Origin of the sequence: Geothermobacter hydrogeniphilus, assembly GCF_002093115.1 — a bacterium.
GTDB classification, from domain to species: Bacteria; Desulfobacterota; Desulfuromonadia; order Desulfuromonadales; family Geothermobacteraceae; genus Geothermobacter_A; species Geothermobacter_A hydrogeniphilus.
Map to the genome: position 1 here is coordinate 166094 of NZ_NAAD01000001.1, position 23753 is coordinate 189846.

A 23753-nucleotide genomic window follows, 5' to 3' on the forward strand; every position below is an offset into this window, starting at 1 on the left:
ACTGAAACCTGTTCACCCCGCCTGATCAGATCCTTCCTCCCGCGCCAACTTCCTCCCCCGCTCGATATCCACCCGCGACAGCAGCCAGCCACCGAGAATGAACAGTACTGACAGGGCGATGATGGCGTTGCGGGTCGAGCCGGTGAGCTGGTTGATCAGGGCGAACAGGAAGGGACCGAGGATCGCCGCGAACTTGTTGCTGATGGCGAAAAAACCGAAGAACTCGGCATTCTTTCCCGCCGGGACCAGACTGCCGAACAGTGACCGGCTGAGGGCCTGGATGCCGCCGAGGATGGCGGCGACGATGACGCCGAGTGCCCAGAACTCCCAGCCGCGGGTCATGAAATAAGCCCAGCAGACCACCCCGAGAAACGCCCCGATAGCGAACAACAGAGTCCGGCGGGTGCCGAACCTCTCCGCCAGTCGGCCGCAGAGCAGGGTGCCGGGCAGGGCGAGAAACTGGATCATCAAAAAACAGCCGAGGATGCTTCCCTGCGACAGGCCGAGTTCCTGGCGGGCGAAGACCGCCGAGACGACGATCACGGTCTGCACGCCGTCGTTGTAGCAGAGAAAGGCGAGCAGGAAGCGGAACAGGTCGCTGTGGCGGCGCAGTTCGCGGAAGGTGGCCAGGTAGCTGCCGCGCCCCTCTGCGGGACGCGCCGGGGTGGCGGGCAGGTGCAGCAGCGCGGGCAGGGCGAAACCGGCCCACCAGAGGCCGGTGAGGGCGAAGCCGAGACGACCGGCGGCCGCTTTGTCGGGCAGGCCGAGCAGCTGCGAACCCTGGATCAGGCCGAACACCAGCAGCAGGGCGAGTCCGCCGCCGAGGTAGCCGAGGGCGTAACCGCGCGACGACAGGCGGTCCATCTCGTCCGGCGCGGCGAGGATCGGCAGGTAGGCGTTGTAGAAGATATTGCCGCCGGCGAAGGCGAGGTTGGCGAGGGCGAAAAAGAGCGCCGCCGGCAGCCAGGCGGAGGCGGCCGGCAGGGCCAGCAGCAGGCAGGCCGCGGCGCCGCCCAGGGCACAGAGCCGCAGCAGAGCGAGGTGATAGCCGCGGCGGTCGGCCCAGTGGCCGAGCTGCGGAGCGCAGAGGGCGACCAGCAGCAGCGACCCGGACACCAGGTAGCCCCAGAGAGCACTGGCCGCCAGGGGCGATGTCAGCCCGGGAATGTGGACGCCGCCGGGGGGAATCAGGCTGACGAAATAGACCGGAAAGACCGCCGTCAGGATGACGGTGGCAAAGGCGGAGTTGCCCCAGTCGTAGAGGCACCAGGCGCGCCAGAGCCGGGTTTTGGCTGCCGGGCCGTTCATTTCAGGCAAAAAAAGACCCCGGGCCCAAAGGAGGAGAAAGCGCCGGGGTCAATGTCGTGTTGTTGCTGAGTGAGAATTGCATGATGGGTGCCAATTTTTCCAAGTCTTTGGAATCCCGTGGCGACAGTCGTCTTCATCCTTTTCTCCGGTTTATTTTGACGGCCTGATGACACGCATGCGGCGTAATTTTGACACCCGGTTTCTGCATTTCACCGATAGCTTCGACATAGCCGCAGCTTCGTGGCAGCCATTGCACCGTGGCGACCACCTCGGGGGTCAACTGCACACAGTCTTCGCCGACCTCGAAGCGCTTGTGATAGACCTTGCAGCGGCGGGTGACGACATCCAGGTAGCGGCAGGCGGTTTCGGTTTCGACGATGGTGCCGTCCGCCTCGATCCGTTTTTCAAAACAGCAGCGGCCGCACTGTTTGCAGATTTTCTCCCAGTCACTCATTGACAAAGGACAGCGCCAGCCGGTTGTGGTCGACCACGATGCGTGTCGGGCGCTCCGGTTCAAGATCCGCCAGTTGCCAGCAGGTCCGGCGCAGCAGCGCGGTGGGGTTGTCCGGGGACTCGGCAAGCGGCCGCAGCAGCTGTTGCAGGATCTGCTTGACGCGCGGCGCGGAGAGGTCCGCCAGGTCGATGGTCAATGTCACCGGGGAGGCGGCGTCCCGGGTCGCGCTCAGCAGCAGCCATGGCCCGGTGCCGTCGGCATGAAGCCGTGGTTGCCGGAGCGTCGCGGCGGCCGCGGTATCATAATTGTCCAGGGTCAGGTCACGTTCGGCATTCCGCAGCGGAACCAGGAACAGGGTGCGACTGTCCGGAGCGGCATTCATCGGTCCGGACAGGGTTTCGAACAGGGTCAGCAGGGCGATGGCGCTCTCCGGCGGGGTCTGATCGCTCAGCAGCAGCCAGGCGTAGCGGGCGAAACCGGAAGCCGGCATCTCGCTCGTGGTCAGCGGTGCCCAGACCGGGTGCCGGGCGGCGGTGTCGACGGCTGCGGCGGCCTGTTCGCTGCGGACCCGCGCCAGTTCTTCCTGCAGTTCCTGCAGCTGCTGCTTGAGACGCTGCATGCTCTCCATGGTCTGCTGCCCGCCCGCCTCGTCGTCAGCGACCGGGGGTCCATGGTGTCGCGGCGGACGCGGATGACAGGCACTCAGGGTCAGCACAACCAGCAGGGTGGTGAGACAGCGGAACAGCATGACGTCATCCTCCTTTGGCCAGAAATGTCCAACTCAGCGTCCCGGCCAGGCGAGACGGATGCCGAGGGCGACAAGGATGGTTCCGGCGCCGCGATCCAGCCAGCGTCCGGTGCGTGGTCGACGCTGCAGCCAGGCACCGAGGCTGCCGGCGAAGAAGCCGATCAGGCCGAAGATCAGCAGTACCAGCACCACGAAGATACATCCGAGCAGCAGCATCTGCAAGGGGATCGCGTCGGCGTCGGCGGAGACGAACTGCGGGAAAAAGGCGATGAAGAAGACCGCGACCTTGGGGTTGAGGATGTTGGCGACAATCGACTGGCGGAAGATCAGGCCGGGGCGCACCGCCGGGAGGGCGTTTTCGGTGCGGATGGTGCCGGCGCTGCGCAGCATTTTAACGCCGATCCAGATCAGGTAACCGCCGCCGACCAGTTTGACCAGGCCGAACAGGGTTGCCGACGAGGCAAGCAGGGCGGACAGGCCGAGAATGGCGAACAGGGTATGCACCAGGTTGCCGAGGGCGAAACCGCTTGCCGCGGCCAGTGCCGCCAGGCGTCCCTGGGCGATGCCGCGGGTGAGAACGTAGATGTTGTCCGGCCCCGGGGTCAGGATCAGGGCGATGGAGGCGGCGCAGAAGAGAGAGAGGCGGGTCGGGTCGAGCATTCACAAGATCCTTTGGTCCGATTATTCCATTCCAGTTTCAGCCGGCAGCTTGTCGAGCCGGATGTGGTTGATACGGGGAAACCAGAGCCAGCGGCCGCGATAGCTGCCTTCCAGGCGCAGGTGGCCGTCGTCGGCGCGGTGCAGGGCGAAGGGAATCTCCAGGTCCCGGTAGCGCAACAGCAGTTTTCCCCCGGAGAATCTCACCTCACTCTGCCAGTCAGCGCGGTAGGACTCGTTGTGCCAGCGGCCGGTCGGCGGCGGTCCGGGTTCCAGGCTCAGACGGAGCCCGGTCTCCCAGCGTACACAGTCCTGCTGGTCGCAACTGGTCAGATCCCCCTGCCACTGTCCGACCAGATGCGGCAGGTCGGCCGGTCCCAGGGGGATCTCCTCCGCCCGGACCGTGGTCGCACAGAGTACCAGGAGAATCAGCAGCCTCGCGACGCCGCGCTCATGGTTTGGTCGCCGCATGAGCGAAATTGCTCAGAGCCTTGCTGATCTTGTTCAGAACCGGTTGGCAGGCGTCGAGTTGGTGACGTTTTCCGAGCCAGGCCGGATCATTGTAGCTCAGCTGGACCCTGCCGTCGGCATCTTTGTAGATCAGGGCCTTCATCGGCAGGTCGATGGCGGTCTGCTGGTCGCACTGCATCAGCTTGCTGCCGATTTTCGGGTTGCCGAAGATCACCAGCGTGGTCGGGCGCAGCTGCAGCCCCACTTTTGCCGCGCCGGCGGCATGATCGATGCGGTTGAAGACTGTCATCCCCTTGGCATGCAGGGCCGCTTCCAGCCGGTCGGCGGTCTGGCTGACGGAATGAGCGCTGGTGACGGTGATCAGGCCGCCCGCGGCATAGAGCAGCGAGCTGGTCGTCAGCAGCAGGATAGACATGAACAGGATGATTTTCATATCGGACATCCTTCTGTTTCAGGGGAACTTCTTGCGTGATCTGCGGTTGATGAACCCGCGGATTCAGGGGTAAGTATACCCTATCTCAGGAAGAGGGGCCGGGTTCGAGGTGAAGGGCCAGCCAGACCGTGTCCTCGTCGGCCGCGGTTGCTTCGACCCGGTGGCGGCGATGGGCGGGGATCAGCAGATGGTCGCCGGGCCGCAGGTCGATGAACTGTTCCGGATCGCTGAACCGCAGCCGGGCACTGCCGGCGACCAGCAGCACCCATTCATCCTGCGGTTGATCGTACCATTCCCCCGTGGGGGTGGCCTGTCCACGCGAGACGATTCGCTCCAGCCGGATACCGGGCCGCGTCAGCAGGGTGGTGAAGAGTTCTTCGGGCAACTGCTCGGGAATATTGTCCCACAGGCTGGTCGGACTAACCGGTGGGGCCTCGATCCAGTAGATCTGCTTATGCCCGCCGGCGGCGAGACGGTCCCGTTCTTTCTCCGCCGCGGCGCGGCTGGTGAAGTCGGCAACCGGGAAGCGAGCGCCATTGTCGTCCTGGCGCCACAGTCTGAAAGGAGCAGCTGACATTACCGCCGCTCCCGCCGTTCCTGGCAGTCGACGCAGAAGGGGCTCTCCGGCCGGGCCCGCAGCCGGTCCGGGTCGATTTCCTCTTCGCATGCGACGCAGATGCCGTACGCGTCCGCCTCGATGCGCTCAAGGGCGGCGGCGATCTGCCGCAGGCGCTGTTCGGCGATGCGGCGTCCGGCCAGGGTCATCTGTTGCTGCTGCATGGCGTCCATCCGCGACAGTCGGCCGATCGGCTGGTCGAGATCGACCGCCTCGGCGGATTCGGCGGAGTCAGCCAGTTGTTTTTCCAGCTCAGTGCGACGGGCAAGCAGTGCATCCCTGAATTTCCAGATATTGGCAATACTCATAAATGATAAACCCTTCTGGGCGCTGGGCGCTGGGCGCTTGGCCTCGAACCTCGAACCTCGAATCTCGAACCTTGAACCTTGAACCTTGAACCTTGAACCTCGAACCTTACTCCCGCACCCGCCCGCGCAGAGCCTTGGTCCGGCCGCGGCGGGTCTTGCGGTCGACGCGTTTTTTCTGTGCTGACTTGCTCGGTTTGGTCGGACGGCGTTTCTTGCGTACCTCGGAGGCTTTGAGCACCAGCTCTCTCAGGCGTTCCAGGGCTTCCCGCCGGTTCTGCTCCTGTGAACGATGGCTGCGGGAGGTGATGATCAATACCCCCTCGTTGCTGACCTGTCCTGAGGCGAGGCCGCGCAGGCGCTGCCGAATCCGTTCCGGCAGGGAAGAACGGGCGATATCGAAGCGGAGCTGGATGGCTGTCTGGCTGCGGTTGACGTGCTGGCCGCCGGGACCGCCGGCGGTGATGGCGCTGAAGGTGATTTCGTGCAACGGCAGGCGCAGGCCGGGTTTGATTTCGAGACAATCCATGGCAGCTGTCAATCCGTCACCAGTTCGATGGTGTCGGGCTGGTTCGGTACCAGGCACAGGAAACGAAACGGTTCATCACCGAGGGTGCGGTACCAGTGGGGAACTCCGGCGGGGATGAAGACCACATCACCGGCGTTGACCTGCAGTCGCTCGCCGCCGATGCTGACTTCGGCTGTACCGCTGAGGACATACTTCTCGTGTTCGACGCTGTTGGTGTGATTCGGCATTGAACCGCCTGCCTCGATGGTAAAGCAGCGCATGGCGAAGTTCGGGGTTTCATCCGGGGAGAGCAGCATCTGCATGCTGGTTTTCGTTCCTGCCGGAATCCCGGTTTTGGGTACATCCGCCAATTTCAGGACTTTCGCGTTCATGGCTTCTCCTTTACCGGCCAGAGACCTTTTTCCCGCAACTCGTCGAGCAGTTCCGGACCCTGTCCGAGGCTGTCGAAAATGATCGCCGAGGTCATGGTGGCGGCGGTGACGGCATCGACCTGCGGGTCGAAGACCGGCGGCGAGGTCAGCACGCTGCCGATCAGTCGCTTGCGCATTTTCTCCACTTCCTCGCGGTTCCAGTTGACGTTGCCCCAGCGGGTCAGCTGCAGCGGTTCGAAGCTGACCACCCGTGCGTTTTTGTCAAAGACATAGATGAAATGAACATCGTGGCAGATATCGCAGATCGACTGGCGGCTGGTGACCTCGGCGAACAGGGTATGGACCTGGTTGTCCCGGCGCATTCGGGCCATGTAGACCCGACGGCCGCTGCGCAGGTCGAGTTGGCGAAAGGCGACCAGGGTGCCGCCGAAGTCGATGAAGGCGGTGCGGACGCGGTATTCGAGGTCCTCCGGGGAGAGCAGCGGTTCGATGGCGGAGCGGACCTTCTTCGCCCTGGCGCCCTGATGTCGCAGGGTTTTGAGGTCGGTCCCCGCCAGGTCCTGGAACTCGTAGAAAAGATTTTCGTAATGGGTGTTCAGCCCGAGGTGAGTTCCGGCCACCACCCCCGGTTTACCCGGACGATCCTGGCGGACATAGATGGTGAACGGGGTGGCGGCACCGCCGATGGCCCGCCAGAAATTGAATTTCGGGTCGGGAATCACCGGGAAGGGGACGTTGAAGGCTCGGCGGAATCCTTCCACTTCACTCGGGATGTTGCCGACCGCCAAGCCGAGCATGTGGATGCGTCCCCGGGTTTTGGGGTCGGCCTCGATCATTTTGAACAGCTCGTTGTAGGAGGCGGTCTGCATCTGGCAGTGGGGACAGTGGGTGTTGAGCATTTCGATGACCAGCAGCTCGCCGGGAACCTGGCTCGGGGTGAAATGGTCTCCGTCCGGCAGGCCGAGGTAATCGCGATCGGCCTGCGCGGCGGGGACCGGCAGGCTGATTTCGGGAAAACTGTCGCCGAAGGAGATCGGGTCGCTGACAGCCCGAGCCGGCGACAATCCAGCGAGAAGAAAACAGACAACAAGCATGACACGTAGCATGGCGTATCCATCTGGGAATGAAGATGTCCCCAAGCATAGCAGTTTTTGGATAATTGTCTTTGACACGGGGAAGGTTCACTGGTGCAGGAATTTATCAGACCAGCAGCTGCAGCGGTTCTTCCTGCAGGGCGGCCAGCTGTTCGCGCAGTGAGACGATCTGCTCGCCCCAGAACCGCATACTGTTGAACCAGGGAAAGGCGCGCGGGAAGGCGGGGTCATCCCAGCGTCGTGCCAGCCAGGCGCTGTGGTAGAGCATGCGCAGGGTGCGCAGCGGCTCGATCAGGCGCAGTTCCCGCAGGTCGAAGTCGCAGAACTGGTGGTAGCCTTCAAGGATTTTGCCGAGCTGCTGTTGTTGTCGCGTCCGGTCGCCGGAGAGCAGCATCCAGAGATCCTGCACTGCCGGGGCGCTGCGGGCGTCATCGAAGTCGACGAAATGGGGCGCGCCGTCCCGCCACAGCATATTGCCGCTGTGGCAGTCGCCGTGGACCCTGATCCAGCGGCAGCTGCCGCCTTCCTCGAGGGCCTGTTCAAGTGCCTGCAGCAGTTGCCCGGTCAGGGCCTGCCAGCTTTCCCGGTATTCCGGCGGCACGAATCGTTCACTCAGCAGTTCGACACTTTCCCGGCCGTAGTGCGCGAGGTCGATGGCGGGGCGGTGGATGAAATCCCGGCCGGCACCGATGGCGTGGATGCGGCCCAGCAGGCGGCCGAGAATGAACAGGTTGTCGAGGTTGTCGAACTCGGGAGCGTGCCCGCCGCGGCGAGGAAAGAGGGCAAAGGAAAAAGGACCGAAGTGGAACAGGCTTTGTCCCGCCGGATCACGCCAGGGGGCGACCACCGGCAGTTCATGCTCGGCCAGTTCGAAGCAGAAGGCGTGTTCCTCGCCGATCTGGGCATCGCTCCAGCGCTGCGGGCGGTAGAACTTGACGATCAGCGGCGCGTCGTCTTCGAGGCCGACCTGGTAGACGCGGTTCTCGTAGCTGTTGAGCGCCATCACCCGGCAGTCACAGGTGAAGCCGAGGCTTTCCACCGCATCCATGACGAAATCGGGGGTGAGGGCGTCGAAGGGATGCCCGGTGGTCTTCGGCACGGTCATTTGCCTCCGGTTTCGTCAAGCAGGGCAAGGATCTTCGGTGTGCAGCGTTTGCCGCCGCAGGGTCCGGAACCGGCGCCGGTGGCGGCGCGCAGCTCTTCGAGCGTCCTCATGCCGGTGGCGATATGTTTCAGGAAAACCCGCTTCTTGACGTTTCTGCACAGGCAGACCGGCTTCAGCCCTTCGATGATGTCCTGCTGATCCATGACTCTGATTCCTTTGCGGCTTAAGCGGCCGCGCCCTTTTTAATCGCCGGGTTCAATTCCGTCAGCCGGGTCACGGTCACTGTCGGCTGGATCTCCCAGGGGTCGAAAACGGCCTGCGGGGTGCGTCGCACCCAGGCGCCGTTCATCCCGGCCGAGATCGCGCCGATAACATCGAACGGGTTGCTGGAAACCAGCCAGCTGGTGCCGCCGTGGGCGCCCGCCCGGCGGAGAAAGTGAGCGTAGACGGCCGGGTTGGGCTTGAAGCTGCCGATCTCGTCACAGCTGACAACATCCTCGAAACAGTCGCCGATGTCGGCGTGGGCGAGCAGCGACTGAAGATCATCGGCGCAGCCGTTGGAAAAGGCGAACAGTCTGAAACCCGCCGCCTTGAGGTCCGTCAGGGCCGGTTTCACTTCAGGGAAGGCCGGCAGCACCCGGTAACCGGCGAGCAGCAGTTCACGGTCGCTGCCATCGAGGACGACGCCGAGCCGGGTGCAGGCGTAGTCCAGGGCCTGGGCGGTACAGGTGGGGAAGTCGCGGTAGTTCTGCATCAGTCCGCGGCGGAAGGAATACTCCAGCTGTTTCTCCCGCCAAAGTTGCGACAGGGGCGCCGCCCGGTCACCGACCAGGCGTTTAAGGACGGTAATCACGCCGGCGGTATCGATCAGGGTTCCGTAGACATCGAAGGCCAGGGTCGCTGTCATCGTCGTTTCTCCTTCGGTTTCCCGGGGCAGGATTGCCGCTGGTTACTGCAGACTCTTCAGATCGCCCGTTCGGCAAGGTAGGCCTTGATGACGGCGGTGTCGGCGTCGACGATTTCACAACGCTGCTCCCGCTGTTCGATTCCTGCCAGACCGGCGGGCCGTTGCGGTTCCCGCCCGGTCGCCTCGCGGACCGCCTGGTCAAACTTGGCCGGATGGGCAGTGGCCAGGCAGACGGTTGGGTAGCGTCCGGAACCGAGTTTCCCGGCGGCGTGGACCCCGGTCGCGGTGTGGGGGTCGAGCAGGTAGTCGGTCCGGCGGAAAAAGTCGCCGATGGTCGCGATGGTCTGCTCGTTGTCGACCGTAAGGGCGGCGAACTCGTTCTGGACGCTGTGCAGCTGCTCCGCGCTGAATTCCAGCTTGCCGTCGCGGTTGAAGTCCTCCATGGCCTTTCTCAGAGCCCGGCTGTCGCCATCCAGCAGGTAATAGAGGTAACGCTCGAAGTTGCTCGCCTTCTGGATGTCCATCGACGGCGAGGGGGTGGGGCGGACCTCGCCAATCGAATAATCGCCGTGGTTGATGAAGCGGCTGAGGATATTGTTTTCGTTGCTGGCCAGGATCAGCTGGTCGATCGGCAGCCCCATCCGTTTGGCGATGTAGCCGGCGAAAATATCGCCGAAATTGCCGGTCGGCACCGAAAAATTGATTTTTTTGCAGCTGGTGTCCTTGTGGACCCGGCCCCAGGCGTAGAAGTAGTAGACCACCTGAGCCAGCACCCGCGCCCAGTTGATTGAATTCACCGCGCCGAGGCTGTGCCGCTGTTTGAAGGCGACGTCGCCGAAGATCTCCTTGACGATCGCCTGGCCGTCGTCGAAGGTGCCGCGGATCGCCAGGTTGAAGACGTTGGGATCGGTGACGGTGGTCATCTGCAGTTCCTGGATCGGTGAGACCTTGCCGTGCGGATGAAGGATGAAGATGTTGATGTTCTGCTTGCCGCGCACGCCGTAGATGGCCGCCGATCCGGTATCCCCCGACGTGGCGCCGATGATGTTCATCTTCTCGCCGTTCTGCCTGAGGAGATACTCGAACAGGTTGCCGAGAAACTGCAGGGCGACATCCTTGAAGGCCAGGGTCGGACCGTGAAAGAGTTCGAGGATGTAGACCCCGTCCCGGTGGACCACCGGGGTCACCTCGGGATGAGTGAAGGTGGCGTAGGAACGGTCGATCAGGTCTTTCAGATCGGCGGCCGGGATGTCGGTGGCGTAGCGGGAAATGATCTGAAAGGCCAGCTCCGGGTAGGCGAGCCGGGACCAGGCTTCGAGTTCGCCGCTGTTGACGCGGGGGATCTCGGCCGGCAGCAGCAGTCCGCCGTCATCGGCCAGGCCCATCATCACCGCCTGTTTGAAACTGAGGCCGTTGACCCGGCCGCGGGTGCTGAGATATTGCATCGGGATGTCTCCTCGGGTGTGATTGGAGGGTCATCATAGCAAAAAGGGCGGGAGAGCAAAAGCTCTCCCGCCCCGTCAGACGACTGAAAATGCCTGTCTTCCGTCCAGGTCAGTTGTTTCCCTGGGCGTCGACCACCGCCACCGCCGCCATATTGACGATGTCGGCGACATCGTCGCCGCGCTGCAGGACGTGGATCGGTTGTTTCATGCCCATCAGGATCGGACCGACCGCTTCGGCTTCTCCCAGTTTGTTGAGCAGCTTGTAGCTGATATTGCCCGACTGCAGGTCGGGGAAAATGAAGACGTTGGCATCCCCCTTGAGATCGGAGAAGGGGTATTCGGAGGCGATCAGTTCCGGGTCAAGGGCGACGTTGGCCTGAATTTCTCCATCGACGCTCAGGTGCGGAGCCCACTCCTTGACCAGCGAAGTCGCCTTCCTGACTTTGATCGCCAGCGGGTGCTGGGTCGAACCGAAGTTCGAGAAGGAGAGCATGGCGACCTTCGGCTCGATATCGAAGTGCCGAGCCTTTTCGGCGGTCAGGATGGCCGTTTCCGCCAGCTCCTCGGCGGTCGGCTCGATGGTCACGGTGGTGTCGGCGAAGAAGACCACCTGTTTCTTGGTGACGATCATGTAGGCGCCGTGCACCTTGGAGAGCCCTTCCTTCTTGCCGATGATCTCCAGGGCCGGCCGGATGGTATCCGGATAGTGGTGTTCGATGCCGGACAGCAGGGTGTCGGCGTCGCCCATGTGAATCATCATGGCGCCGAAGTAGTTGCGGTTTTTCTTGATCTGCCGTTTGCCTTCGGCCCGGGTGATGCCCTTGCGCTGGCGCATGGCGAACAGCTCGTCAATATATTTGCCGCGTTCGGCAAAGGTGTTGGGGTCGATAATCTCGACACCGTTCAGGTCAAGGTCCAGTTCCTCGATCCGGGCGCGGATTTCCGTTTCCTCGCCGAGCAGGATCGGTTTGGCGATCCCCTCGTCGAGGAGAATCTGGGCGGCGCGAAGAATCTTTTCGTTGTCTCCTTCGGGGAAGACCACCCGTTTCGGATCACACTTGGCCTTGTTGATCAGGTTGCGCATGATCTCCTTGGAGCGGCCCTGCAAAGCTTCAAGATGTTCGATGTACTTTGCCATGTCTTTGATCGGACGCCGGGCGACGCCGCTGTCCATGGCCGCCTGGGCGACCGCAGGCGCGACCCGCAGCAGGACCCTCGGATCGAAGGGCTTGGGAATCAGGTATTCACGCCCGAACTTGATCTCTTCACCGCTGTAGGCCTTGCGCACCGAGTCGGGAACATCTTCCTTGGCCAGTTCGGCCAGGGCCTTGACGGCGGCGGCTTTCATCTCCTCGTTGATGGCGCTGGCGTGAACGTCGAGGGCGCCGCGGAACAGGAAGGGGAAGCAGAGGACGTTGTTGACCTGGTTGGCGTAGTCACTGCGGCCGGTGCCGACGATGGCGTCCGGACGGACCGCCTTGGCTTCCGGCGGGGTGATTTCCGGGTCGGGGTTGGCCATGGCGAAGATGATCGGATCCTTGGCCATGGACTTGACCATCTCCTGGGTCAGCGCCCCCTTGGCCGAAACGCCGAAGAAGATATCGGCACCGACCAGGGCTTCGGCGAGAGTGCGGGCTTTGGTGTCGCTGGCGAGGCGCTGTTTGTACTCGTTCATCCCTTCGGTGCGTCCCTTGTAGATGACGCCCTTGGTGTCGCAGAGGATAAGGTTTTCCTGCTTGATGCCGAGGGTCATGGCGAGGTTGGCGCAGGCGATGCCGGCGGCACCGGCGCCGTTGACCACCATCTTGGCCGTATCAAAGGACTTGCCGACCAGTTCGAGGGCGTTTTTCATCCCCGCCGCGGCGATGATCGCGGTGCCGTGCTGATCATCGTGGAAGACCGGGATGTTCATGATCTTCTTCAGTTCTTCCTCGATGTAGAAGCATTCCGGCCCCTTGATGTCTTCCAGGTTGATGCCGCCGAAGGTCGGTTCCAGCAGTTTGACGGTGCGGATCAGTTCATCGCAGTCCTGAGTGTCGAGTTCGATGTCGAACACATCGACATCGGCGAAGCGTTTGAAGAGAACGCCCTTGCCTTCCATGACCGGTTTCCCGGCCAGGGCGCCGATGTTGCCGAGACCGAGGACCGCGGTGCCGTTGCTGACCACCGCGACCAGGTTGCCCTTGGCGGTGTACTGGTAGGCATCGTCCGGATTCTTCTCGATATCGAGGCAGGGCTCGGCGACTCCGGGGCTGTAGGCGAGGGACAGATCGCGACTGGTGGCGCAGGGTTTGGTGGTGATGACTTCGATTTTTCCTTTGCGTCCCTGACTGTGGTAGTCGAGGGCTTCCTGTCGTTTCGACATCTGATGTGCCTCCGTTGACGTGGTTTTACTCTCCCTAAAAAATACCCCATGAGACATGGGGTTCCAGATCGTGTGTGCTGGCTAAAAACAGTGTTTTAGAAAAAATACCTTGTCAATAAATTTAGTAAAATTAAAGGCGAACATAGTCCCGGTCCGAGAATGTGTCAAGCCTAAAGTGGTTGAAGCTCAGCAAGGCCGATGCCAAGGTGGTTTCTCCTAAGATATCCCCGGTTTTCGCGGCGTCAAGCGGGGTTCTGGTTTCCCCGTGGGGCGGAACGCGGGAGAGAAGTTGCCGTTCCTGGCGAAAATCAGCCGCTTTGCGGTTTGCCGGGGCAAGGGATTGCCGATGTCGACGGCGGTTTGACAGGACCGGTGGCAAGGGGTACAAACGACAGGAATTGAGAATCCGGGGTCTTCCGGTCCGTCGCCCGTGGGTGGGATGGGCCGGGGAAATAGAATGATTGATGACGATGATTGCAGGTGTTCTCTCTGATACCCATTTTTCCGATCTCGCGGAAGCCGACGCGGCGATCGGGGAACTGCTCGCCGGCTGTTTTGCGGATGTCGACCTGGTGTTGCATGCCGGTGATCTCGGTCCGCCGGAGGCCTTGTTCAGCTTTGCTCCCCTGCCGGTACTGGCCGTGCGCGGCAACACCGATGCCGGGCATGCCGATCTGCCGCCACAGCGGCTTCTGACCCTGGACGGTGTCCGTGTCGGCCTGGTTCATGGCTGGGGGGCGGCCGCCGGGCTGGATTCGCGGGTGATCCGGCATTTCGACGGGCAGGAACTGGACCTGCTGATTTTCGGACACAGCCATGTTCCGGTTTGCACCCGGCGCAACGGCTTGCTATTGTTCAACCCGGGCAGCCTCAGTCGGCCGCGATCATCCCGCGGACCGACCGTCGGTCGCCTGATATTGGACCGGGGAACCGTCAGCGGTGAGATTCTGACGCCCTGATCCCGGCATCATCAGTAAATTTTTTACCAATGCGGCAAGGAATGGCCATGAAACAACTCTGGGCACCCTGGCGGATGAGCTATATCAACGGCGACGACAAAGACGCGACAGCGGGCTGTATTTTCTGTGTGCGTGACTCTGCGGACGAGGATGGTGACCGGTTGATTCTTCATCGCGGGGAACATGCTTTCATCATCATGAACAAGTATCCCTATTCAAACGGCCACCTGCTGGTTGCTCCCTACCGGCACACCGCCGATCTCTCCGAATTGAGTGATGCCGAAGCGCTGGAAATGCATCGCCTGACGGTTTTGGCCCGCGACGCGCTGCGGTCGTGGGGCAACCCCGACGGCTTCAATATCGGCATGAACTGGGGCCGGGTGGCCGGGGCGGGCATCGAAGATCACCTGCATCTGCATATCGTGCCGCGCTGGAACGGCGACACCAATTTTATGCCGGTCTTTTCGGATGTCAGGGTGATTCCCCAGCATCTGCAGGAAACCTACACCCTGCTGGCGAAAGCGATGGCTTCTTTAACCTGATTGAAGCCTGAATCAGTGGGCCCCTTGTCGGAGGACAGCACAACGAGGGACTCACTGATTCAGGCGAACCTGAGGATGACGGAACAGACTATGTTTGAATTGTTCAACAAGGGCGGATTCCTGATGTGGGTACTGCTGGGCTGTTCGGTGCTGGCCCTGGCGATTTTCCTGATGAAACTTTTCTGGTACCGGCAGATTCGCGGCAGCGGACAGATCCTCTTCAGGGATGTCATCGACCTGGTGCAGAAAAAGAAAATCGATGAGGCGCTGGTGGTCTGCCAGCGGACGCCGTCACCCCTCTCGCGGGTGGTTCTTGCCGCTCTCCGCCAGTCAGGCCGCCCCCGCGAGCATATCAAGACCATCGCTTCGGAAGTCGCCAGCCGGGAAGGGGTGGCGCTCGAGTCCTACCTCGGTCTGCTGTCGACCATCGCCACGATCTCGCCGCTGCTCGGCCTGCTCGGAACCGTGCTCGGCATGATCCAGGCGTTCAATGTCATCGCCACCGCCGGGGTGAGCACCCCGGCGACCCTCGGCGGCGGCATTTCCCAGGCTCTGATCACCACTGCCGCCGGCATGGCGGTGGCGATTCCGGTTATCCTCGCCCACCGTTTTCTGACCGGTCAGATGAATCGCCTGGTGGTTGAAATGCAGGAATTCATCCTGCGGATTGTCGACCTGCTCGGTGGAGGCAGTGATGATGTTCAGCAGTAGGCGCGGCAGCGAAGAGCCCAAGGTTGACATGACGCCAATGGTTGACGTGGTCTTCCTGCTGCTGATCTTTTTCATGATTTCAACCACTTTCGTCGAAACTCCCGGCATCGATGTCAATCTTCCCAAATCCTCTCTCGAGGTGACCGAGAAGAAGCCGCAGGAGATCAAGGTGTTTATCGACGCCCGCGGGAAGATCGTGATTGATGAGAAGCAGGTCAGTCTCAAGGGGCTGAAAGAGCGGTTGAAGGCGATGGGCGCCAAGACCGCTGAAACCACCTTTGTCCTGATGGCCGACCGCGATGTCCGTCACGGGCGGGTGGTCGAGGTGATGGATGCCGCAAAAGAGGCCGGTTTCGTGCAGCTTGCCATCGCCACGGAAAAAACGTCGCGGTAAGGGAACTCCGCGAACGGACAAAGAATCACTTGACCCCGGTTTAAAATAAGTTAACATTGCCATATTATTGATTCTTTCGCGCCGCCCGGAACAGATCGCAGCGGAGGGCGCAGGAGGGTACGCGATGGCTCAGAGCAAAGGCCACGGATCTCTGGACCGGGCCGGGATATACGCGCTGCTCGGCTTTTGTCTGGGCGTCTCGGCCCCGGTCGGCTGGCTGCTGTTGCGGCTGGTTTTTTTCTGGCAGCCCGGCGTCGGAGTCGTTGCCCAGCTGGAGCAGGAGGTTTTCCGTTCCGGACAACAGCTTGCTCTCTATCTCTACATGGGGCTCGGGACCGCCCTGGTTCTCGCCTCTTTCGGTTTCCTCATCGGTCGCGCCTGGCAGCAGCTGCATGACCGGGCCGAACGCCTCGATCGTCTTCATCACGCCGTCGATGAGCAGAAGCAGGATTTCGAACGGCGCTTCCGCAATCTCAACAACGGCATCAAGAATTTTCACGCCATCAACACCTATATCCAGAAAACCGACGATCCCGGCGAGGTCCTGAAGCTTGCCGCCGACGGTCTGCACAATATTCTCGGCTACGACCGGGTCAATATCCTCATGGTCGATGATGACCGGAAGCGGCTGCGGCTGGTGGCCAGTCACGGTACCGAAGGAGATTTCAGCGACGCTGAATTTCCGCTCGATGAACGACTCGGCGTCATCTACAAGGCGGTTGTCGAACAGCGCCTGTTCCTGATCGATGACATGCGCAAGATGCCGGATGATTTTCACATCGCGGTCGATTTCAGCTCCCACCCGATTCTGCGTTCCCGGGTCTTTATCATCTGTCCGATCATTGTTCACGAAGAGGTCGTCGGCCTGTTCGGGGTCGACAACAAGCACAGTCGCGGCCAGCTTGATGAAACCGATGTCGACACCGTCAAGCTGTTTGCCGACCAGGTCGCCATGACCCTGACCAAGCTCAACCTGCTCGACGCGGTCGATTCCCTGACCCGCGAACTGGAACATACCTTCAGCGAAATGCTGCAGTATCGGTCCGAACACCAACGTCTCGACGGTGCCCTCAAGGACGCCAGCCGTTCGACCGGCGAAGCGATCCGCGATATTTCCGGTGCCGCCGGCGTGGTCCAGGAGGCGGTCGACGAAACCCGTTCCGCCGCCGGCGAGATCTCGGTCTCGATCCAGCAGGTGTCGGAAAATATCGGCACCCTGCAGGAATTCATGGACAACGCCGTGGCTTCGATCACTGAAATCGCCGCCACTATCAAGGAGGTCGAGGCGAGCGCAGTCAAATCGCAGGCGATGACCGAAGGGGTGCAGGAGAAAGCGGCCGGCGGGGTTGACCGGGTCGATCGCGCCATCTGCAGTCTGCAGGGGATTGCCGAAGCGGTGGAAACCGCCTACGCCGGTATTGAACGCCTGTCGGATATCGGTGAGGAGGTCGGGGGCATCACCACCGTGATCAACGAAATCACCCAGAAGACCAACCTGCTGGCTCTCAACGCCGCCATTATCGCCGCCCAGGCCGGTGAACACGGTCGCTCCTTCGCGGTGGTCGCCGACGAGGTCGGCAGCCTGGCGCGGGAAACAGCGCAGTCAACCGAGGCGATTTCGGCCCTGATCGGCGACATCCAGCAGGCGACCCGCGAGGCTGTCGGACACATCGCCAAGACCCGCAACCTGGTTCGCGAGGGGCTGGGGCACGGCGAAGAGCTGGAAACGGCTCTGCAGCAGATACTGCAGGGTACCGAGCAGGCGATGACCATGTCGCGGGATATCCGCCGCGCCACCTACGAGGTGGCGCGCAGTGCCGAATCGATCAACAAGGCGGTGGTGCATCTCGGTGAGATGGCCGCGCAGATCTCCCACGCGTCCAAGGAACAGGCCAACGGGACGCGCAGCATCGTGCACGCCATCGAGGAGGTCAAGCAGATGTCCGACGATATGGTCGACGCGACCGAGCGGCAGCGGCGCAACATGGACGATATCGACCGCTCCGTCGACCTGGTCAGCGGCATGGCCAAGCGCATTTTCGCCGAACTGGAGAAACGCCAGCAGGGCAGCCGTGATGTGCTGGAGAAACTTGAAGTGCTGAAGATGCAGGGACGGCGGATTGAGTAGCGGGAAGCCGGGGAAGGAAGCGCAGCGCATGCTGGGGTCAGGTTTGACTTTCTGCTCTCCCGAGGTATCCTGTTCGCATGCCCCGTAAACCCCGCATTCATTTTCCCGGCGCGGTCTATCACGTCATGCTGCGCGGCAATGCCGGCGATCCGGTATTTTTCAATGATCAGGACCGGTTTCGCTTCTACCTCTTTCTGCAACAGGCCATCGAAAAATTTCACTGCCGCATTCATGGCTTTTGCCTGATGGATAACCATATCCACCTGATTGTCCAGGTCGCGGAAATACCCCTTTCACGGGTGATGCAAAACATCTCTCTGCGTTACACCAAGTGGATCAATTATTCCCAGGGGCGCGTCGGGCACCTTTTTCAGGGACGCTACAAGGCTCTTCTGATCGATGCAGACGCCTATCTGCTGCAACTCGTCGGCTACGTTCATCTCAATCCGGTGCGGGCGGGAATGACAACTGTGCCGGAGCAGTATCGCTGGAGCGGGCACCTCGCTTATCTTGGCAGAGACGAGATCTCCTGGCTCACCACCGACTGGGTCCTTTCGCAGTTCTCGCCAAACCTCGCAAGAGCACGCCAAGGCTATGAGGAATATGTCCTCAATCATCTGGAAGAGGGGAAACAGGCGAAGTATCACTCCGGCACCGTTGAAGGAATTATTCTCGGAGAAGACCATTTTGCCGAAGAGGCCCTGCGGCACGTGGCCTGCGATATGGCGCCACGCTACTCAGTCGTGGATATCGTTTCCGGCGTCTGCCAGGCCTACTCGGTGGACATTGAACAGCTTCGGGCCACCGGCAAACAGCGGCCGTTCACCGAGGCGCGCGCTCTCGCGGCCTGCATGGTTCTGGAAGCCCCGCACCTGACTTTGACCGAACTCGGCAAAAAACTGAATCGCACGGTGGTCCCCCTCGGCCGTGCAGCCCGCAAGCTGGCACAAAGGATTGAGAAAGACCCTGAGCTGAGGAAACGGAAAACGGAAGTCATCGAGGTTTTGAAAAAGGCAGAAAGTCAGACCTGACCCCATTTGTTGACCTGACCCCATTTGTTGAAGATGCAGGGACGGCGGACCGAGTAGTTGAGTTGGTGAGATAGATCCTTCCGTTTGTTTTAGCTTGCAAGTTTTGATATTTTCTTCAGTATCTCTTTGTCATCGCCAAATTTACAAATTGCATCACAATTGTCCTTTAGTTCAGAAAACAATATATAGTGTATTTTAATTTCGCTATTTTTAATAGACGGCCTCTGTAGCTGTAGCAGTACTTCTTTTTCTCTATTGTCCGGTATTATAAGATACAATGTTGGTGGGTTTTCTTTGAAGGAAAAATGAAGATCGGTAAGTCTTAATATGCCAGAATAAATAGATGTGCTTTTTTCCACCTCAAACGCACAAGCAATCTTATTTGTTCCTTTTTCAAACCATACAGCATCAATGAGTGTAATGGTTTTGTATGTATCTTTGTCTACATCTATCTCTGGAAATTTACCAAGACTGATAAATGACAGGCTTTGACCATTATGGCATTTTGAACGGTCATTGGATGCAGCGATAACATCGTATCCTATTGAATTACCTATAGTCATTATGTGGTACTGCATTTCCGTATGAAGGTCTTCCTCCTCAATTTCGCTAATTACTTCTTTATGTCTTTTTTTAAGTTTCTTTTCAATCTTTGTTCGCTCTTCTTCTGATATATGATCATCACTGACTAATAGTTTCTTTTCGCCAATATCAAACAATAGGCCTGCAAAAGCACCTAGGTCATTTGAAAGGTATGGTTTAAACTCATTATTTTTTTCAATTATTATCTCTCTCATTCTTAGATATTCAGTCCATGACCCAAGTTTTATATTGTCTCTGAATAATGTATTGAATCCATTTACAATGGCAGTATTGAATGGCGGAATAATTGTTGGGTGTAAAAAATATAGAATGCTTGCAACAGCAGGACCTAGGCCTTTTATTTTCTTTTTGTCAAGCAGAATGATTTCTTTTAATATATGTTCTTCTTTTGTTGCATTTATACATTTTTCTAAAAATTGACCAAAAGCTAATTTGTTTTCTTCATTCTCATATATGTCTGGTATTCGTAGTTTAGGCTTCCAGTAAAACGGATGAGATGCACCCTTGAATACCTGCTTTTGTTCTGTGATGCAATTTAAAACAAATTCTAAAGAAGATCCTTTAAAATCATTGCCGAACTTGCTTGTTTTTATATCTTGTATTACGTCAAATACACCTCTGCGAATTGATCGAAATGCTTTTAATCTTTCATCATTATTAACAAACCAACTATTATAAACCGTTTCTTGGTCTTCTTTGTAATTTTTTATTATGGATTTAAAATCTTGACTCATAGTTCATTCCCGTTAGTTCATATTTCTACACAGCAAGGTATTGTTCAGATCTGTACAATCTGCCAACTCTCTATTCTTTGGCAAAGATAAATTTTGACAACACTTAAGTTCCGAACTGGATCTCAGAAAAAAGTTGAATATTTACGATAAGGATAACTCCGGGGCTATCAAAGCTTCTATCATGTCCATTCCTATCTGCTATAGCCCCTCCGGCCACTGTGCGACACGGTGATATTCTCCCGGCTGTACCACCCGTTCCCAGACGGGGAGGGCTATGCGGGGTTGCCGCGCAAGCGGATTGGGAGGCCCTGCCGCAGTGTTCGCTTTCACGGCAAATGACTACAGCGATAAATGTTCGGGGTTACGATGATATTTTCATGAGGAGCCACAGGCATACCCCGGCGATCAACAGACCAACTCCAATAAAGAGAAAATAAAGGAGCATTTTCAGTCCCCCCCCCCTGCAACTGACTATGGACTTGAGGGGGACTATTTTACTCTCGGGTTCTCAAAAAAATCTCAAATTTTTGGCAGATCAGCTTCCGGTGGTGGAAAAAATGGTGAACCAGGCCCGAAACAGTCATCATTTCACGACGGGAATGCAGTTCCACTTCGTCGTATAGGCCGGTGACAGATGCTCCTGCCGCATGAACCAGTCCTTCCGCGGGCGCTGTCCGCCGAACCGGATCATCCCCCGGCCGTCCCGGTTGATGCTGTCGACGGCCCGCATCAGGTTGTCGTTTCGCCGGTGGTCGGTCCCGGTGTCGAAGAGGTCGAGCTGGAGAATGTCCGGTGAACAGAAATCCCCGAGCATGACCCCGGCCTTGGCGTAGCGGCCGCCATTCTTCCAGACCATGTCGAACAGGCGGCTCACCAGGTGCAGAATCTCCAGGGTGTCGGAACTCGGCCGGGGCAGGGTGCCGGTGGCGGTGTTGCCGTAACCGGTGCCGGTTTCGTCAAACGGGCTGGTGCGGATGAAGACGCTGACCATCCGGGCCAGCAGTTTTTCCCGGCGCAGCTTTTCCGCCGCCCGGGCGGTAAACTCGCAGACCGCCTCGCGCACCTCGCGGTTATCGGTCAATTTTTCCCCGAAGGACCGCGAGCAGACGATCTGTTGTTTCGGCGTCGCCTCCTCCAGCGCGATGCAGTTCTCCCCGTTCAGTTCCCGCACCGTTCTCTCCAGGGTTACGGAAGAGAGCCGCCTGGCCCGGTGTGGCTCCATCCGCGCCAGGTCCAGAGCCGTCTTCACCCCGCGCCGTTGCAGGACGCGGGTAAGGTTGCGGCCGATCCCCCAGATGTCAGAGGCCGGAGTAATCGCCAGCAGCCGTTGCTGCCTGCGCGGGTCGCACAGTTCAACAACCCCCCGGGTCGCCCTGAACCTCTTGGCCGCAGAGTTGGCCAGTTTCGCCAGGGTCTTGGTCGGGGCGATGCCGATGCTGACCGGAATGCCGACATGCTGTTTCACGGTCGTCCGGATCTGCCGGCCGTAGTCATCCAGTTTGCCGATGCCGGACAGGTCGAGGAAGGCCTCGTCGATGGAGTAGATCTCCATCCGCGGAGTGAACTGTTCGAGGGTCTGCATCACCCGGGCGGAAATGTCGCCGTAGAGGGTGTAGTTGGAGGAAAAGATCCGGATGCCGTGCCGTTTGATGTCGTCCCGGACCTTGAACAGGGGCACTCCCATCCCGATCCCCAGGGCCTTGGCCTCCGGGCTGCGGGCGACAACGCAGCCGTCGTTGTTGGAGAGCACGACCATGGGAACCTGTTTCAGGTCGGGCCGGAACAGGCGCTCGCAGCTGCAGTAGAAATTGTTGCAGTCGACCAGGGCGAACATGGTCACGGGTTGCGCAGGGAATGGATGACGGTGGTGACCACGCCGAAGATTTCCAGCTCGGCCCCGTCCGGGATGGGAACCGGGGCATGCCGGCTGTTCATGGGCACCAGGCGGGTTTCGGGTTTCAGCTCCAGTTTCTTGACGGTCAGCTCGCCGTTGAACTCGGCGATGACGATATCCCCGTGCTTCGCCTCCAGGGAACGGTCAACCACCAGCACGTCGCCGGAGAAGATGCCGGCCTCGATCATCGAATCCCCCTGCGCCCGGACGAAATAGGTCGCGGCGGGAGTCCGGATGCACAGCTCGTTCAGATCCAGGGCACGTTCGCAGTAATCGGACGCCGGGGAAGGAAACCCCGCCGGGACTTTGTCCAGAAACAGGGGAATGGCCAGGGCATCAAAATGGTCGGCCCGGCCGAGCAGTTCAGCTTTCATGCGAAGGTCCTTCTTTCCGGGGAGTTCCCGCAGCATGCCCGCGTTCCGTGACAGGACAGGTCACGCCGTCGGCCGGGGCTTAAGCCTGGTCTTGTCCTGTTCGCATTCGTCATGTCCGGGGCAGTGGTCGGAGCCGCAGGGCTCCATGTGGATGGTGACATCGGCTCCCGGCAGGCTGTCCTCGATCCGTTTCTCCAGCGCGTCAGCGATGTCGTGGGCCTGCTCGATGGTCAGGTGGCGACAGACGGTGAGGTGGAAATCCATGATCTTCTGCGAGCCGGCGCGGCGGGTGCGCAGGTTGTGGTAGTCGATCAGGTCGTCGGGGTGACTTTCGATCAGGCGGGTGATCTCGGCGCGAACCGATTCCGGCAGTTCTTCATCCAGCATGTCGCGCATGCCGTGACGCAGCAGCTTGATCGCCTCGAAGATAATGTAGGCACCGACCAGCATGGAGAGAATCGGATCGAGCCAGGGAGCCTTGAGGATGTTGATCAGGATCAGGCCGAGCAGCAGCGCCAGGTTGGTGTAGACATCCATGGAGAAGTGCAGGCTGTCGGCCTGCAGGGCGGAGGAATCGGTCAGGCGCGCGGTGCGGCGCAGGTAGCGGCTGATGGCGCTGGAGACGGCGACGCTGAACAGCAGCACGATCATCCCCCCCTCGATGCGGGCCAGTTCGATCTCGCCGGTCAGCCGACGAACGGCTTCGAAGCAGATCCACGCCCCGGTCAGGGCGATGATGGTGCTCTGGATCAGGGTCGCCGCGGTTTCAAACTTGCCGTGGCCGAAGGGGTGGGATTCGTCGGCCGGCTGCTCGGCGTGCTTGATGGCGAAATAGTTGACACCCGACATCAGGATGTCGAGCAGCGAGTCGACTGCCGAGGCCAGCACCGCCAGGGAACCGGTCAGGACTCCGGCCACCAGCTTGATGGCGGCGAGGCCGGCGGCGGTGGAAACCGAGATCCGGGCGGCGCGGATTTTCAGACGGGAGGTGTCCATCAACGGCTCAGTCGGTCGGCAGCGGACAGGCGGCGGCCCAGCGGCTGTAGCCGTCCCCCTCGATGTCCCAGAAGCTGTCGATCCGCTCGCGGTAGAAGTCGCGATCGCCGCAGGCCCGGGCAATAGAGCCGCTCAACTGCGATGAACAGCGATTGTCGCTTTCGAGCCAGGCGTAGAAGGCCGCGACGCCGTCGAGGATGTCACCCAGTTCGACCGGGTTCGGCTCCAGGTTGCGGACGATGTACCAGTTGCCGGCGAACTGCCTGATCCGTTCGGCCGGGATCCGGTAGATGTTTTCGCGCCGGTCGCCGATGATGAATTCGCGCAGGAAATAATCGGCGCCGCGTGCCAGGCGACCGGCGTCCTCGGCGTCATCATCATGCCGGGTGATCCGGTACTGGAGAAAATCGCGCAGCAGCTCTCCCAGCAGGCGGTCGGCGCGGATCTCGTCTTCGAGATCGGCAATCTGGAAAGATGCCTCGTCAAGGGCCTCGGACGTGGCCCGGTCAGAATTTTGATCTGTCATGAAACCTCCGTGAAATCAGCCTTCTATTAACATTCCGCGGGTCCGTCGGTCAA

The 23753-nt window shown here is 60.0% G+C and carries 27 protein-coding genes; 6 read left to right on the plus strand and 21 right to left on the minus strand.

Annotation, left to right across the window (positions count from 1 at the left end; translation table 11 throughout):
- Positions 1-12: 12 nt before the first annotated feature.
- From B5V00_RS00685 to B5V00_RS00760, 16 genes are all read right to left on the minus strand, one after another.
- On the minus strand, positions 13-1308 hold the full coding sequence (locus B5V00_RS00685) for an MFS transporter (protein WP_085008477.1): 1296 nt from the start codon (positions 1306-1308) through the stop codon (positions 13-15).
- A 133-nt stretch (positions 1309-1441) separates the two neighbouring features.
- A complete protein-coding gene (locus B5V00_RS00690) occupies positions 1442-1762 on the minus strand; it encodes a CxxCxxCC domain-containing protein (RefSeq protein ID WP_085008479.1) in 321 nt (106 codons plus the stop codon).
- Positions 1755-2510: a hypothetical protein gene (locus tag B5V00_RS00695; protein WP_085008481.1), complete on the minus strand. Its 756-nt coding sequence runs from the start codon at positions 2508-2510 to the stop codon at positions 1755-1757. Before B5V00_RS00695 ends, B5V00_RS00690 begins: the two co-directional genes overlap by 8 nt.
- 33 nt (positions 2511-2543) lie before the next feature.
- Positions 2544-3170, minus strand: coding sequence for a LysE family translocator (locus B5V00_RS00700; protein ID WP_085008483.1), 627 nt, complete (start codon positions 3168-3170; stop codon positions 2544-2546).
- Positions 3171-3191: 21 nt separating this feature from the next.
- Positions 3192-3638, minus strand: coding sequence for a hypothetical protein (locus tag B5V00_RS00705; protein ID WP_085008485.1), 447 nt, complete (start codon positions 3636-3638; stop codon positions 3192-3194).
- Positions 3619-4071: a DUF302 domain-containing protein gene (locus tag B5V00_RS00710; protein ID WP_085008488.1), complete on the minus strand. Its 453-nt coding sequence runs from the start codon at positions 4069-4071 to the stop codon at positions 3619-3621. The genes B5V00_RS00705 and B5V00_RS00710 overlap by 20 nt, the downstream gene beginning before the upstream one ends.
- A gap of 85 nt (positions 4072-4156) precedes the next feature.
- Positions 4157-4648, minus strand: coding sequence for a cupin domain-containing protein (locus tag B5V00_RS00715; RefSeq protein ID WP_245803882.1), 492 nt, complete (start codon positions 4646-4648; stop codon positions 4157-4159).
- Positions 4648-4995 (minus strand): TraR/DksA family transcriptional regulator, encoded by a 348-nt coding sequence (locus tag B5V00_RS17355; RefSeq protein ID WP_085008490.1) that lies wholly within the window; start codon positions 4993-4995, stop codon positions 4648-4650. The genes B5V00_RS00715 and B5V00_RS17355 overlap by 1 nt, the downstream gene beginning before the upstream one ends.
- Before the next feature lie 106 nt (positions 4996-5101).
- On the minus strand, positions 5102-5521 hold the full coding sequence (gene arfB, locus B5V00_RS00725) for an alternative ribosome rescue aminoacyl-tRNA hydrolase ArfB (RefSeq protein WP_085008492.1): 420 nt from the start codon (positions 5519-5521) through the stop codon (positions 5102-5104).
- 8 nt (positions 5522-5529) lie between these two features.
- Positions 5530-5892: a cupin domain-containing protein gene (locus tag B5V00_RS00730; RefSeq protein WP_085008494.1), complete on the minus strand. Its 363-nt coding sequence runs from the start codon at positions 5890-5892 to the stop codon at positions 5530-5532.
- On the minus strand, positions 5889-6998 hold the full coding sequence (locus B5V00_RS00735) for a TlpA family protein disulfide reductase (RefSeq protein ID WP_085008495.1): 1110 nt from the start codon (positions 6996-6998) through the stop codon (positions 5889-5891). Before B5V00_RS00735 ends, B5V00_RS00730 begins: the two co-directional genes overlap by 4 nt.
- Before the next feature lie 94 nt (positions 6999-7092).
- A complete protein-coding gene (locus tag B5V00_RS00740) occupies positions 7093-8091 on the minus strand; it encodes a serine/threonine protein kinase (protein ID WP_172399559.1) in 999 nt (332 codons plus the stop codon).
- A complete protein-coding gene (locus B5V00_RS00745) occupies positions 8088-8294 on the minus strand; it encodes a (2Fe-2S)-binding protein (RefSeq protein ID WP_085008497.1) in 207 nt (68 codons plus the stop codon). The genes B5V00_RS00740 and B5V00_RS00745 overlap by 4 nt, the downstream gene beginning before the upstream one ends.
- Before the next feature lie 20 nt (positions 8295-8314).
- Positions 8315-8998, minus strand: a complete 684-nt coding sequence (locus tag B5V00_RS00750) for a haloacid dehalogenase type II (RefSeq protein WP_085008499.1) — start codon at positions 8996-8998, stop codon at positions 8315-8317.
- A 56-nt stretch (positions 8999-9054) separates the two neighbouring features.
- Positions 9055-10443, minus strand: coding sequence for a threonine synthase (gene thrC / locus B5V00_RS00755; protein WP_085008501.1), 1389 nt, complete (start codon positions 10441-10443; stop codon positions 9055-9057).
- A 109-nt stretch (positions 10444-10552) separates the two neighbouring features.
- A complete protein-coding gene (locus tag B5V00_RS00760; protein WP_085008503.1) occupies positions 10553-12808 on the minus strand; it encodes an NADP-dependent malic enzyme in 2256 nt (751 codons plus the stop codon).
- Between the two features lie 464 nt (positions 12809-13272).
- Between B5V00_RS00760 and B5V00_RS00765 the strand changes: the two genes are divergently transcribed.
- The 6 genes from B5V00_RS00765 (at position 13273) to B5V00_RS00790 (ending at position 18573) form a co-directional block, all read left to right on the plus strand.
- Positions 13273-13767, plus strand: coding sequence for a metallophosphoesterase family protein (locus tag B5V00_RS00765; protein ID WP_085008505.1), 495 nt, complete (start codon positions 13273-13275; stop codon positions 13765-13767).
- A 47-nt stretch (positions 13768-13814) separates the two neighbouring features.
- The gene (locus B5V00_RS00770; RefSeq protein ID WP_085008507.1) at positions 13815-14309 is read left to right on the plus strand and encodes an HIT family protein; all 495 of its coding nucleotides are present in this window, start codon (positions 13815-13817) and stop codon (positions 14307-14309) included.
- Between the two features lie 75 nt (positions 14310-14384).
- Positions 14385-15020: a MotA/TolQ/ExbB proton channel family protein gene (locus B5V00_RS00775; RefSeq protein WP_245803883.1), complete on the plus strand. Its 636-nt coding sequence runs from the start codon at positions 14385-14387 to the stop codon at positions 15018-15020.
- Entirely contained in the window at positions 15004-15414 is a 411-nt protein-coding gene (locus B5V00_RS00780) for an ExbD/TolR family protein (protein WP_245803884.1), read from the plus strand. Before B5V00_RS00775 ends, B5V00_RS00780 begins: the two co-directional genes overlap by 17 nt.
- Before the next feature lie 124 nt (positions 15415-15538).
- A complete protein-coding gene (locus B5V00_RS00785) occupies positions 15539-17542 on the plus strand; it encodes a methyl-accepting chemotaxis protein (RefSeq protein WP_085008511.1) in 2004 nt (667 codons plus the stop codon).
- A 77-nt stretch (positions 17543-17619) separates the two neighbouring features.
- Positions 17620-18573 carry a transposase gene (locus B5V00_RS00790; protein WP_085008513.1) on the plus strand — a complete coding sequence of 318 codons (954 nt, stop codon included), beginning with the start codon at positions 17620-17622 and terminating at the stop codon, positions 18571-18573.
- A gap of 89 nt (positions 18574-18662) precedes the next feature.
- On the opposite strand, the gene B5V00_RS00795 is transcribed toward B5V00_RS00790, so the two are convergent.
- The 5 genes from B5V00_RS00795 to B5V00_RS00815 all read right to left on the minus strand — a co-directional run bounded on the left by B5V00_RS00795 (position 18663) and on the right by B5V00_RS00815 (position 23700).
- Complete coding sequence (locus tag B5V00_RS00795; RefSeq protein WP_085008516.1) at positions 18663-19910, minus strand: hypothetical protein; 1248 nt, start codon at positions 19908-19910, stop codon at positions 18663-18665.
- 583 nt (positions 19911-20493) lie between these two features.
- Positions 20494-21744, minus strand: a complete 1251-nt coding sequence (umuC, locus tag B5V00_RS00800; RefSeq protein WP_085008518.1) for a translesion error-prone DNA polymerase V subunit UmuC — start codon at positions 21742-21744, stop codon at positions 20494-20496.
- 2 nt (positions 21745-21746) lie between these two features.
- The gene (umuD, locus tag B5V00_RS00805; protein WP_085008951.1) at positions 21747-22178 is read right to left on the minus strand and encodes a translesion error-prone DNA polymerase V autoproteolytic subunit; all 432 of its coding nucleotides are present in this window, start codon (positions 22176-22178) and stop codon (positions 21747-21749) included.
- Positions 22179-22238: 60 nt separating this feature from the next.
- Positions 22239-23174, minus strand: a complete 936-nt coding sequence (locus B5V00_RS00810; protein WP_245803885.1) for a cation diffusion facilitator family transporter — start codon at positions 23172-23174, stop codon at positions 22239-22241.
- Positions 23175-23181: 7 nt separating this feature from the next.
- Positions 23182-23700, minus strand: coding sequence for a hypothetical protein (locus B5V00_RS00815; protein WP_085008522.1), 519 nt, complete (start codon positions 23698-23700; stop codon positions 23182-23184).
- Between the last annotated feature and the right edge of the window lie 53 nt (positions 23701-23753).